Origin of the sequence: Streptomyces sp. NPDC047072 (assembly GCF_040643855.1) — a bacterium.
GTDB lineage: Bacteria > Actinomycetota > Actinomycetes > Streptomycetales > Streptomycetaceae > Streptomyces.
Map to the genome: position 1 here is coordinate 1 of NZ_JBEYVC010000252.1, position 12265 is coordinate 12265.

Sequence of the window (12265 nt, forward strand, 5' to 3'; positions counted from 1 at the left end):
TCGGGGGGCCCTGTGCCTCTACACCTGTGGCCCCGGGGGGTGTTTGACCCCCATAAACCCCGCAAAACCCACCCCGGCACTCGTGTGTTGAGACGGCGACAGAGGCGGCCGTACGACAACCCGGACAAGTACCCACCCCGCCGTTCCCCCGACCTGTGACGTGTGGCACCATGCTGGCCACCCACCCCCACCGGCACAGCCCTCACAGGAGACGCTCCTAGTGCAGCAATCCGCCGTCCCGGAACTGGCACACACGCACACCCGCCCGATCCACTGGGTCGCGACCGCCACCGCGGTGGCCGGAGTCGTGGCGCTCTCCTCGATCCTCCAGCCCAATCCGGCGACCGCCGCCCAGGCGGCCGGCCCCCAGTCGCAGGCCGCCCCCACCGTCGCGACGGCCCCCGACCCCGCGGACGTGCGCTTCCCCCTCGACTGCGGCCCCGTCGTCAAGACGAAGGTGCAGAAGGAGGTCACCGGCGACCTCGACGGCGACGGACGGCCGGAAACCGTCGTCGTGGTGCACTGCGACGCGGCCATGGGCACCCCGCCCGACGGCGTCTACGTCATCACGCGCGCGTCCGGCACCGGTGACCCCAGAGTGGTCGCGACCCTGCTGAACCCCAAGAGCCGCAACACGGTGACCGACTTCACGCTGAGTGACGGAGTCGTACAGGCGACCCTGCTCGGCTACTCCACGGCGGACGTGCCCAGTTGCTGCCCCGACGTGAAGGAGAAGGCCCAGTGGGAGTGGAAGGACGGCGCCTTCCTCAGGTCCACACCGGCCGGAACACACACCGTCTGACCGAAGCGCTCACATCTGTGAGGAAACGGACAGGAGTCACGCGGGGTGACTTTCCGGTCACGCCGCGTCGGGCCCGTGGACCTCGACCCTGTCCGAAACTCGACGTACATGGATGCACTCGCCCGGACACTCCTTCGCCGAGTCCACCACATCGGTCAGAAGCGGAAGCGGAACCGGCGTCGTCGCGCCCCTGTCCTGAAGGAGTTCGTCGTCAGCGCCCTTGACGTAGGCGAGACCGTCGATGTCCAGCTCGAACACCTCCGGCGCGTACTGGACGCAGATGCCGTCGCCGGTACAGAGGTCCTGGTCGATCCAGACCTCCAGTGCCTCACCGCCGGCCGTGGCCTCCTGCTGCACGATCGTCTCTCCTGCCGTTTGAACGTCGAGCTGTACGGGAATCCGGCCAGCTCTGACGGGTGTTGAACACTTTGACCCTACCTGGGCCTGGGTTCCAATCATCGTCGGTGGGTATTCCCCTGGCGTGAGGGAGAGCGCAAGGGTGAAGATCGGACACACCTCGACCGTCTTTGTGATCTAGGGGTTTCAATCGACACCCGCCCAGGTAGGGTCTGGAAGCGTCCAGCTCCCCTTGGAGGAGGTGAGGACCGTGGCAGCCCACGACGACGACATGAACCGCGGCATCCGCCCGGGACGAGGGTCCGACGACCCGTCCGGGCAGATTGCCTACCTTGAGCAGGAGATCGCCGTCCTGCGGCGCAAGCTCGCCGACTCTCCGCGGCACACGAGGATTCTCGAAGAGCGGATCGTCGAGCTGCAGACCAACCTGGCCGGCGTCTCCGCCCAGAACGAGCGACTCGCCAACACGCTCCGTGAGGCCCGCGACCAGATCGTGGCCCTCAAGGAAGAGGTCGACCGGCTCGCGCAGCCGCCGGCCGGCTTCGGCGTCTTCCTCGAAGCCAACGAGGACGGCACCGCCGACATCTTCACCGGCGGCCGCAAACTGCGGGTGAACGTCAGCCCCAGCGTCGACCTCGAAGAGCTCCGGCGCGGCCAGGAAGTGATGCTCAACGAAGCGCTCAACGTGGTCGAGGCCATGGAGTACGAGCGCGTCGGGGACATCGTCACCCTCAAGGAGATCCTCGAGGACGGCGAACGCGCCCTGGTGCTCGGGCACACCGACGAGGAACGGGTGGTACGGCTCGCCGAGCCGCTGCTGGACGTCACCATCCGCCCCGGCGACGCCCTGCTGCTCGAACCCCGCTCCGGCTACGTCTACGAGATCGTCCCGAAGAGCGAGGTCGAGGAACTCGTCCTCGAAGAAGTCCCCGACATCGGCTACGAGCAGATCGGCGGCCTCGGCGGCCAGATCGAGGCCATCCGCGACGCGGTCGAGCTGCCGTACCTCTACCCGGACCTGTTCAAGGAGCACGAACTGCGCCCGCCCAAGGGCGTCCTGCTCTACGGACCCCCCGGATGCGGCAAGACGCTCATCGCCAAGGCCGTCGCCAACTCGCTGGCCAAGAAGGTCGCCGAGGTCACCGGCCAGGCCCAGGGCAAGAGCTTCTTCCTCAACATCAAGGGCCCCGAGCTCCTGAACAAGTACGTCGGCGAGACCGAGCGGCAGATCCGCCTCGTCTTCCAGCGTGCCCGGGAGAAGGCCAGCGAGGGCACCCCCGTCATCGTCTTCTTCGACGAGATGGAATCCCTCTTCCGCACCCGCGGCTCCGGCGTCAGCTCGGACGTGGAGAACACCATCGTCCCCCAGCTGCTCGCCGAGATCGACGGTGTCGAAGGCCTGCAGAACGTGGTCGTGATCGGCGCCTCCAACCGCGAGGACATGATTGACCCCGCCATCCTGCGCCCGGGCCGCCTGGACGTGAAGATCAAGATCGAGCGTCCCGACGCCGAGGCCGCCAAGGACATCTTCGGCAAGTACCTGACCGAGCGCCTCCCGCTGCACGCCGACGACCTAGGCGAGCACGGCGGCAGCAAGTCCACCACCGTCGAAAGCATGATCCAGACGGCCGTGGAACACATGTACGCCGAATCCGAGGAAAACCGCTTCCTGGAAGTCACCTACGCCAACGGCGACAAGGAAGTCCTCTACTTCAAGGACTTCAACTCCGGCGCCATGATCGAGAACATCGTGGGCCGCGCCAAGAAAATGGCGATCAAGGACTTCCTCGACCACAACGCCAAGGGGCTTCGGGTCTCCCACCTCCTCCAGGCCTGCGTGGACGAGTTCAAGGAGAACGAGGACCTGCCCAACACCACCAACCCGGACGACTGGGCCCGGATCTCCGGAAAGAAGGGCGAGCGGATCGTCTACATCCGTACCCTCATCACCGGAAAGCAGGGCGCGGACACCGGACGATCCATCGACACGGTGGCGAACACCGGCCAGTACCTGTAAAAGCGGGGCGGCTGCGGGTGCCCTTTCCGGGGTACCCGCAGCCGACTGTTTTTCAGCGAACGCTCGCGAGGACAGCAAATGATCTCCCCACCAGCGCGGAGCCGTTCTAGGCTCTTCGGTACCGCCGAGTCGCGCAGTGCGGGGACGGGCACCGCACACGCACCGGAGCGCCAGCGGTACTTGAGCGCCGCCCCCGACCGAGGGCGCCGCCGGGCAAGGAGGGCCGCATGACCGTACGGCGAGTAATGGGCATCGAGACGGAGTACGGGATCTCCGTCCCCGGCCACCCCAACGCCAATGCCATGCTCACCTCGTCCCAGATCGTCAACGCCTACGCGGCGGCGATGCACCGGGCCCGCCGGGCCCGCTGGGACTTCGAGGAGGAGAACCCGCTGCGGGACGCGCGGGGCTTCGACCTCGCCCGCGAGGCCGCCGACTCCAGCCAGCTCACCGACGAGGACATCGGCCTCGCCAACGTCATCCTCACCAACGGCGCGCGGCTCTACGTCGATCACGCACACCCCGAGTACAGCGCACCCGAGGTCACCAACCCACGCGACGCCGTCCTCTGGGACAAGGCCGGCGAGCGCATCATGGCCGAGGCCGCCGAACGCGCGGCCCAGCTCCCCGGCGCCCAGCCCATCCACCTCTACAAGAACAACACCGACAACAAGGGCGCCTCCTACGGCACGCACGAGAACTACCTGATGAAGCGGGAGACCCCCTTCTCGGACATCGTGCGCCACCTCACGCCGTTCTTCGTCTCCCGCCAGGTCTTCGCCGGAGCGGGCCGCGTCGGCATCGGCCAGGACGGCCACGAACACGGCTTCCAGCTCAGCCAGCGCGCCGACTACTTCGAGGTCGAGGTCGGCCTCGAGACGACACTGAAGCGCCCGATCATCAACACCCGCGACGAGCCCCACGCCGACGCCGAGAAGTACCGCCGGCTGCACGTGATCATCGGCGACGCGAACCTCTCCGAGATCTCGACATACCTCAAGCTGGGCACGACCGCCCTGGTCCTGTCCATGATCGAGGACGGCTTCATCGCCGTCGACCTGGCAGTGGACCAGCCCGTCCGCACCCTCCACCAGGTCTCCCACGACCCGACCCTGCAGCGCCTGGTCACGCTCCGCAGCGGCCGGACACTCACCGCGGTACAACTCCAGATGGAGTACTACGAACTCTCCCGCAAGTACGTCGAGGAGCGTTTCGGGGCCGACGCCGACGAACAGACCAAGGACGTCCTCGCCCGCTGGGAGGACACGCTCAACCGCCTGGAGAACGACCCCATGAGCCTCGCCGGCGAGCTCGACTGGGTCGCCAAGCGGGAACTCATGGAGGGCTACCGGCGCCGTGACGGCCTCGACTGGGACGCGGCCAAGCTGCACCTCCTCGACCTCCAGTACGCCGACGTACGCGCCGAGAAGGGCCTCTACAACCGTCTCGCGGCCCGTGGGCGTATCAAGCGGCTGCTGGACGAGCAGGACGTCGAGCAGGCCCGTACGAAGCCGCCGGAGGACACGCGCGCGTACTTCCGGGGGCGGTGCCTGGAGCAGTACGCCGACGACGTCGCCGCGGCCTCCTGGGACTCGGTGATCTTCGACCTGCCCGGGCGGGACTCCCTCCAGCGCGTCCCAACCCTCGAACCGCTTCGCGGAACGCGAAATCACGTCAAGGAGCTTCTGGATCGCTGCCGGACCGCAGAAGACCTGGTCAGGGTCCTGTCGGGCGGCTGAGCGGGTCCGTCGGCCGGGTGCTCCCGCAGGGTGGAAAACCCGGCCAGAGGGAATCATCGAGATGGCCCCCGTACGTTGTAGGAACTGCGGGGCCGATGTCAGTCCCTGCAAGTAGGGTCTGATCAAGAACGTCGAACCGAGCGGGGTGAGGGGTTATGGCGACCAAGGACACCGGCGGCGGACAGCAGAAGGCGACGCGCTCCACGGAGGAGGTCGAGGAACAGACCGCGGAGGCGCAGGGTTCCGAGGACCTCAAGGAGCGCCACGAGAAGCTGAGCGACGACGTGGACTCCGTCCTGGACGAAATCGATGATGTCCTAGAGGAGAATGCGGAGGACTTCGTGCGCTCCTTCGTTCAGAAGGGCGGGCAGTAAGCCGCTTTTCCCTTCGATTCGAAGGTGGACGGGGTGGAGTGGTGGCAGGCGACTCCGAGGTGAAGCGCTGCGCGCGGTGCGGTGAGTCCAAGCCGCGCGCAGCCTTCGCGCTCAAGCGCACGAACCTTGACGGCTTGCAGCACCGTTGCCGTGATTGTGCTGCTGAATCCGACAGGAAGCGGCAGCAGGCCATGGGCAGGTCATTGCCCGAGCTCGGGGGCATCCCCGAGGGATACAAGCACTGCCAGGGGTGCGGCGAAAGCAAGCCGTACTCGGAATGGCACCGGAAAGCCTCGGCCTCGGACGGGCGGGCGTCGCGTTGTAAGGCATGCCGCGCCATAGAAGCTCGTGCGAATCGCTTGGGGCGCAACTACGGCATGACCGAGGCCGAGCGTGACGAGCGGGTCGCATCTCAACACGGGCTCTGCGCGATCTGCTTGACAGCCCCCGCCGTTCATGTGGATCACTGCCACAAGACGGGTAGGGTCCGTGGCGTACTGTGCTTCAACTGCAATTCCGGCCTCGGCCTGTTGAGGGACGACCCCGACGTGATCAACCGAGCTGCCGATTACCTGGAAGGAAACGCGTGGAAGCCAACACTCGTAGCACCGGGCGTCTACCAGCTGCCTTCCTGACGCCTGGGTCGTCGTCGTTCATGGACTTTCTGTCCGAGCATCAGCCGGAGATGCTGCCGGGGAACCGGCAACTGCCGCCCACGCAGGGTGTGATCGAGGCGCCGCACGGGACGACGATCGTGGCGGTCACCTTCCCCGGAGGGGTCGTGCTCGCCGGTGACCGGCGGGCGACCATGGGGAACGTCATCGCCCAGCGGGACATCGAGAAGGTGTTCCCGGCGGACGAGTACTCCGCCGTGGGGATTGCCGGCACCGCGGGGCTCGCCGTCGAGATGGTGAAGTTGTTCCAGCTGGAGCTCGAACACTTCGAGAAGGTCGAAGGGGCTCAGCTGTCGCTCGAAGGCAAGGCGAACCGGCTGTCGACCATGATCCGGTCCAACCTCGGGATGGCGATGCAGGGCCTGGCCGTCGTGCCGCTGTTCGCCGGGTTCGACGTGGACCGGGCCAAGGGGCGGATCTTCTCCTACGACGTCACCGGTGGGCGCAGCGAGGAGCAGAACTACGCGGCCACCGGCTCCGGCTCGATCTTCGCGCGCGGTGCCATGAAGAAGCTCTTCCGTGACGACCTGACCGAGGAGCAGGCCACCACCCTCGTGGTGCAGGCTCTGTACGACGCGGCTGACGACGACTCGGCGACCGGTGGTCCCGATGTCGCCCGCCGGATCTACCCGATCGTCACCGTGATCACCGAGGGCGGCTTCCGCCGGCTCACCGAGACCGAGTCCTCCGAGATCGCCCGCTCGATCCTGGAGCGGCGGCTGGAGCAGCCCGACGGCCCGCGGGCCGCGCTGCTGTAGCCCGAGGGCCGGTTCTTTCAAGGTGATCGCAGTGACTTCCACAGAAAGGGACGGATAACCGGTGTCGACGCCGTTCTATGTCTCCCCCCAGCAGGCCATGGCCGACCGGGCGGAGTACGCCCGTAAGGGCATCGCGCGCGGCCGCAGTCTGGTCGTGCTCCAGTACGCCGACGGCATCGTGTTCGTCGGCGAGAATCCGTCCCGTGCGCTGCACAAGTTCAGCGAGATCTATGACCGGATCGGCTTCGCGGCCGCCGGCAAGTACAACGAGTACGAGAACCTGCGGATCGGTGGCGTCCGGTACGCCGACCTGCGTGGGTACACCTACGACCGTGACGACGTGACCGCGCGTGGTCTGGCCAACGTCTACGCGCAGACGCTGGGCACCATCTTCTCCTCGGCGGGCGAGAAGCCGTACGAGGTGGAGCTGGTGGTGGCGGAGGTCGGTGAGACGCCGGACGGCGACCAGATCTACCGGCTGCCGCACGACGGTTCGATCGTGGACGAGCACGGCTCGGTCGCGGTCGGCGGCAATGCCGAGTTGATCAGCAACTACCTCGACCAGCGCCACCAGGACGGCATGACCCTGGCGGAGGCGCTGAAGCTGGCGGTGCAGTCCCTGTCCCGTGAGTCGAACGGCACGCAGCGGGAGATCCCCGCGGAGCGCCTGGAGGTCGCGGTGCTGGACCGTACGCGTCCGCAGCAGCGCAAGTTCCGGCGGATCGTGGGCCCGCAGCTGTCGCGGCTGCTGGCGGAGGCCGACGGAGCGGTGACCGAGGTGGAGAGCGCCGAGGAGACCGAGGACTCCGAGGAGTAGGTCCGCCCGATTCTCGCGCTTTGCCTCACCCCTTGCTGTGCCCCGGCCGACTCCCGGCCGGGGCACAGGGCGTTCAGAGGGCGTTCGGGGGCGCCGTGGAGTCTCGTACGACCAATTCGACCGGGATGTCTCCCGCGCCGGGTGTGCGGCCGTCCAGGACGGCCAGGAGGGCCTGCATGCCGCGTTCGCCGACCAGCTCGGCGTCCAGTCGTACGGTGGTCAGTTCGGGGTCGATGGCGGTGGCGAGGGCGAGGTCGTCCAGGCCGGTGACGGAGACGTCGTCGGGGACGCGCAGGCCGAGGTGGCGCAGGGCCTTGTAGACGCCGGCGGCGATTTTGTCGTCGTCGCAGACCACGGCGGTGGGGCGTGGGCCGGGCGCGGCGAGGGCGGTCTCGGCGGCGGCGAGGGCGCCCGCGATGGTGAGGGGGGCGCGGGCGGTGCGGACGGTGGTGCCGTGGGTGTCGCCGACGCGTGCGGCGAGTTCGCGTGCGCGGATCTCGAAGGTCCAGGAGGGCACGTCGGCCGCGAGGTGCAGGAAGTGGCGGTGGCCGAGGCCGAGGAGGTGGTCGGTGACCTGGCGGACGCCGTCGGTGATGTCCAGGTTGACGGTGGCGGCGCCGAGGCTGCCGGTGGGGTCGCTGTCGAGCATGACCAGGGGGAGCTGGTCGCCGCGGATGGCGGTGAGGGCGTCGGCGGCCATGGAGGAGGCGATGACGCCGTCGAGGGCGGCCTGGGCGGAGGCGAAGGGGTCGCGGGCGGGGCCGATGCCCTCGGGGGAGGGGTAGAGGACGACGCCGAAGCCGTGTTCGGCGGCGACGCGCGCGGCGCCGGTGTAGACGCCGGCGAAGAACTCGTTGGTGAGGGCGGGGACGACGAGCAGGACGGTGCGGGTGCGGCCGAGACGGAGGTTGCGGGCGGCGAGGTTGGGGCGGTAGCCGAGGTCGCGGGCGGCCTCCCGGACGCGTTCGGCGGTGGTCTCGGAGACCCGGCCGCGCCACTTGTCGCCGAGTACGAGGGAGACGGCGGCCTGGGAGACGCCGGCCGCCTGGGCGACGTCACGGCTCGTGGGGCGCGTGCTGCTGCGTGCCACCGTGGGCGTGCTCCTTCGTCTGGACCTCCGGACAGCGCACATGGTACGTATGAGCGGTGGGGTTATACGTAACACGTTGAGAGGGGGCGGCGGTCCATGGCCGTGGGTTACCTGGAGATCCTCAGGGCGAGGCATGCGGTGCGTCTGCTCGCCGGCACGCTCGTGGGGCGGCTGCCGTGTGCCGTGGCCGCGATCGCCGTCGTGCTGTTCGTCCGGTCGCAGGGCGGCACCTACAGCTTCGCCGGGGCTCTGGCCGCGGTCTACGGAGTCGCCAACGCCGTAGGGCAGCCGCTGCTGGGACGGCTCGTGGACCTGCGGGGGCAGCCGCGTGTCCTGCTGCCCGCGGCGCTGGTCTCCGCGCTCGCCATGACCGCCTTCGCGCTCACGGGCACGGGTTCGCCGGCGCTCGCCTACGCGTGCGTGGCGCTCTCCGGGCTGTTCACACCGCCTCTGGAGGGCGGACTGCGGGCGCTGTGGTCCTCGGTCCTCAAGGGCGAGGGCCAGGTGCAGACGGCGTACGCGATGGACGCGGTCGCCCAGGAAGTCATGTTCACCGTCGGCCCGTTGCTGGTGACCCTGTGCGTGTCGCTGTGGTCGGCCCAGGTGGCGCTGGTGCTCGTCAACGTCGTCGGGGTGCTGGGCGCCCTCTCGGTGGTCCTCTCGCCGCCCTCGCGCGCGTGGCGTTCGGCGCCGCGCGAGGCGCACTGGCTGGGCGCGCTGCGCTCGCCGGGGCTCCTGGTGCTGCTCGGGGCGTTCCTGGCGGTGGGGATGGCGCTCGGCTCCATCGCGGTGGCGGCGGTCGCGTACGCGGACGGGCACGGCGGGGACGCGGTGTACGGCTGGCTGATGGCGGGCATCGGCTTCGGGGCGCTCGTCGGCGGCACGGCGTACGGGGCGCGGCGGTGGAGCGGGCCGCCGGAGCGGCGACTGCGGCTGCTGGTGGCCCTTCTGGCGGTGTGTTACCTGCCGCTCACGCTGACGCCGGGTCCGGTCGCCATGACGGCGCTCACGGCCGTCGCCGGTGTCTTCCTCGCGCCCTGTCTCGCCTGTGCGTTCGTCCTCGTCGACCGGCACGCGCCGCGCGGGACGGTCACCGAGGCGTTCTCCTGGATCGTGACGACGTTCACCGTGGGTTCCTCGGTCGGAACGGGCCTTGCGGGCCCGGTCGTCGAGTGGGGCGGGGCGGTGTGGGGCTTCGCCGTGCCCGGGGTCGCGGGCGGCGTGTCGCTGCTGGTCCTGCTGGTGACCGGGCGGGTCCTCGCAGCTCCCGGTGCGCGGCGGGTGGTTGCGGCTTCATCGGAAAATGATCCAAACCGTGCGGCCGAACCCCGTTTCAGCTCGGGGGATCGGGCGTAATGTTCAGTCATGGACCGCCGCATTTTCGGGCTGGAGAACGAGTACGGCGTCACGTGTACGTTCAGGGGACAGCGCCGCCTGTCTCCCGACGAGGTGGCGCGGTACCTCTTCCGCCGTGTCGTGTCATGGGGCCGCAGCAGCAATGTCTTTCTGCGAAACGGCGCCCGCCTCTATCTCGACGTCGGGTCACATCCGGAATACGCGACACCCGAATGTGACAACGTGACCGAACTGGTCACGCACGACAAAGCAGGCGAGCGCATTCTCGAAGGACTCCTGGTGGACGCCGAACGACGCCTGCACGAGGAAGGAATCGCGGGCGACGTCTACCTCTTCAAGAACAACACGGACTCGGCCGGCAACTCCTACGGCTGCCACGAGAACTATCTCGTCGCACGCCACGGGGAGTTCTCCCGGCTCGCGGACATCCTCATTCCCTTCCTTGTCACCCGCCAGCTGCTGTGCGGCGCGGGCAAGGTTCTGCAGACCCCGCGGGGCGCCGTCTACTGCGTGAGCCAGCGGGCCGAGCACATCTGGGAGGGCGTCTCCTCGGCGACGACCCGTTCCCGGCCGATCATCAACACCCGCGACGAACCGCACGCCGACGCGGAGCGGTACCGCCGTCTGCATGTCATCGTGGGCGACTCGAACATGTCCGAGACGACCATGCTCCTCAAGGTCGGCGCCACCGACCTGGTGCTGCGCATGATCGAGGCGGGCACCGTGATGCGCGACCTGACCCTGGAGAACCCGATCCGGGCGATCCGCGAGGTCAGCCACGACATCACGGGCCGGCGCAAGGTGCGTCTGGCCAGCGGCCGGGAGGCGTCCGCGCTGGAGGTGCAGCGCGAGTACTACGAGAAGGCCGTGGACTTCTGCGAGCGCCGGGGCATCCGCACCGGGACCGTGGAGCAGGTCCTGGAGCTGTGGGGCCGCACGCTGGACGCGATCGAGGCCGAGGACCTCGACCGGATCGGCACCGAGATCGACTGGGTCATGAAGTACAAGCTCATCGAGCGGTACCGGGCCAAGCACAACATGACCATGTCCCACCCGCGGGTCGCGCAGATAGACCTCGCGTACCACGACATCCACCGTCGTCGTGGCCTGTACTACCTGCTCGAGAGGAAGGGTCAAGCAGCGCGGATCTGCAACGACTTGAAGATCTTCGAGGGCAAGTCGGTGCCGCCGCAGACCACTCGGGCCCGGTTGCGCGGTGACTTCATCCGCAGGGCCCAGGAGCAGCGCCGGGACTTCACCGTCGACTGGGTCCACCTCAAGCTCAACGACCAGGCGCAGCGCACGGTGTTGTGCAAGGACCCGTTCCGTTCGGTCGACGACCGGGTCGAGAAACTGATCGCCGGAATGTGAGCGAACCGTTCCGGAACATCTCCGGAACGCAACACGGGCGCCGTACGTTTACCGTACGGCGCCCTTCTCACGCCGTAGAGTTGCGCGCACGCCATCAACAAGATCGACCGATTACGAGGCTCTCACCGTGCGCCGACGCTCCCTTCTCATCGCCGTTCCCGCAGGACTGGCCACACTCGCCGCCTGCGGCGACGACAAGTCCGACTCGAACGCGGCGAGCGACAGCGCGTCGCCCTCCCCGTCGGGCTCGGCCACCCCGGCGTCGGCCCCGAAGATCGTCGACGGCCCGCTGCCGGCGATCACCGCGGGCGCGAAGTTCGGTGAGAAGCCCACGGTCGCCAAGGGCACCGGCACTCCCTCGGAGAGCCTCGCGGTCAAGACGGTCATCGCGGGCGGCGGCACCACCATCGCCGAGGGCGACTACATCCAGGCCCACTACCTGGGCCAGATCTGGGACACGGCGAAGGTCTTCGACAACTCCTACGACCGCAAGACGCAGCTGCTCATCCAGCTCTCCCAGAACAGCATCATCGACGGCTGGCGGTACGCGCTAGCGGGCAAGAAGACCGGCAGCCGTGTCGAGTTCGCCGTCCCGCCGACCTGGGGGTACGGCAAGGAGGGCAACTCCCAGGCGGGCATCAAGGGCACCGACACCCTGGTGTTCGTGGTGGACGTGCAGAACACCTTCAACGCGAAGAGCTCCGCCAAGGGGAAGGCGGTCGCCCAGAGCGACGCCAAGCTGCCCAAGGTGGGCACCAACACGGACGGGGCGGCCCCCTCCATCGACATCCCCAAGGCCGACGCGCCGACCAAGCTGGTGGCGGACTACATCCTCGAGGGCGACGGCGACAAGGTCGAAGCGACCAGCACCCTGCTCGTCCAGTACAAGGGCGTCATCTGGGACACCGGC

Annotated in this window: 12 protein-coding genes; 10 read left to right on the plus strand and 2 right to left on the minus strand. The window is 68.4% G+C overall.

The features are described 5' to 3' along the window. Positions 1 to 220 precede the first annotated feature (220 nt). Entirely contained in the window at positions 221 to 802 is a 582-nt protein-coding gene (locus tag ABZ896_RS49395) for a hypothetical protein (protein WP_360944917.1), read from the plus strand. A 57-nt stretch (positions 803 to 859) separates the two neighbouring features. Here ABZ896_RS49395 and ABZ896_RS49400 read toward each other — a convergent pair whose 3' ends face one another. Continuing rightward, positions 860 to 1159 (minus strand): ferredoxin, encoded by a 300-nt coding sequence (locus ABZ896_RS49400; protein ID WP_360944920.1) that lies wholly within the window; start codon positions 1157 to 1159, stop codon positions 860 to 862. 250 nt (positions 1160 to 1409) lie between these two features. Between ABZ896_RS49400 and arc the strand changes: the two genes are divergently transcribed. The 6 genes from arc to prcA all read left to right on the plus strand — a co-directional run bounded on the left by arc (position 1410) and on the right by prcA (position 7538). Further along, positions 1410 to 3176, plus strand: a complete 1767-nt coding sequence (arc, locus tag ABZ896_RS49405) for a proteasome ATPase (RefSeq protein WP_360944923.1) — start codon at positions 1410 to 1412, stop codon at positions 3174 to 3176. A 227-nt stretch (positions 3177 to 3403) separates the two neighbouring features. Then, positions 3404 to 4915 carry a depupylase/deamidase Dop gene (dop, locus tag ABZ896_RS49410; protein WP_360944926.1) on the plus strand — a complete coding sequence of 504 codons (1512 nt, stop codon included), beginning with the start codon at positions 3404 to 3406 and terminating at the stop codon, positions 4913 to 4915. 155 nt (positions 4916 to 5070) lie between these two features. Further along, positions 5071 to 5289, plus strand: a complete 219-nt coding sequence (locus ABZ896_RS49415; RefSeq protein WP_188287069.1) for a ubiquitin-like protein Pup — start codon at positions 5071 to 5073, stop codon at positions 5287 to 5289. A gap of 377 nt (positions 5290 to 5666) precedes the next feature. After that, positions 5667 to 5924, plus strand: a complete 258-nt coding sequence (locus ABZ896_RS49420; RefSeq protein ID WP_360944945.1) for an endonuclease VII domain-containing protein — start codon at positions 5667 to 5669, stop codon at positions 5922 to 5924. Continuing rightward, positions 5876 to 6721 carry a proteasome subunit beta gene (prcB, locus tag ABZ896_RS49425; protein WP_360944930.1) on the plus strand — a complete coding sequence of 282 codons (846 nt, stop codon included), beginning with the start codon at positions 5876 to 5878 and terminating at the stop codon, positions 6719 to 6721. The genes ABZ896_RS49420 and prcB overlap by 49 nt, the downstream gene beginning before the upstream one ends. Positions 6722 to 6782: 61 nt before the next feature. After that, positions 6783 to 7538, plus strand: coding sequence for a proteasome subunit alpha (gene prcA, locus ABZ896_RS49430; RefSeq protein ID WP_360944933.1), 756 nt, complete (start codon positions 6783 to 6785; stop codon positions 7536 to 7538). A gap of 73 nt (positions 7539 to 7611) precedes the next feature. Here prcA and ABZ896_RS49435 read toward each other — a convergent pair whose 3' ends face one another. Continuing rightward, entirely contained in the window at positions 7612 to 8628 is a 1017-nt protein-coding gene (locus tag ABZ896_RS49435; protein ID WP_360944936.1) for a LacI family DNA-binding transcriptional regulator, read from the minus strand. A 96-nt stretch (positions 8629 to 8724) separates the two neighbouring features. Between ABZ896_RS49435 and ABZ896_RS49440 the strand changes: the two genes are divergently transcribed. From ABZ896_RS49440 to ABZ896_RS49450, 3 genes are all read left to right on the plus strand, one after another. Then, positions 8725 to 9984, plus strand: coding sequence for an MFS transporter (locus ABZ896_RS49440; protein WP_360944939.1), 1260 nt, complete (start codon positions 8725 to 8727; stop codon positions 9982 to 9984). Between the two features lie 9 nt (positions 9985 to 9993). Next, positions 9994 to 11355: a Pup--protein ligase gene (gene pafA, locus ABZ896_RS49445; RefSeq protein ID WP_059196529.1), complete on the plus strand. Its 1362-nt coding sequence runs from the start codon at positions 9994 to 9996 to the stop codon at positions 11353 to 11355. A gap of 127 nt (positions 11356 to 11482) precedes the next feature. After that, positions 11483 to 12265 (plus strand): FKBP-type peptidyl-prolyl cis-trans isomerase (locus tag ABZ896_RS49450; protein ID WP_360944942.1); only part of this gene is annotated, 783 nt, incomplete at its 3' end.

Coding starts and splice junctions, on each gene's coding strand:
- dop (WP_360944926.1), top strand. CDS start 3,404: ATGACCGTACGGCGAGTAATGGGCATCGAGACGGAGTACGGGATCTCC.
- ABZ896_RS49415 (WP_188287069.1), top strand. CDS start 5,071: ATGGCGACCAAGGACACCGGCGGCGGACAGCAGAAGGCGACGCGCTCC.
- ABZ896_RS49420 (WP_360944945.1), top strand. CDS start 5,667: ATGACCGAGGCCGAGCGTGACGAGCGGGTCGCATCTCAACACGGGCTC.
- ABZ896_RS49440 (WP_360944939.1), top strand. CDS start 8,725: ATGGCCGTGGGTTACCTGGAGATCCTCAGGGCGAGGCATGCGGTGCGT.
- pafA (WP_059196529.1), top strand. CDS start 9,994: ATGGACCGCCGCATTTTCGGGCTGGAGAACGAGTACGGCGTCACGTGT.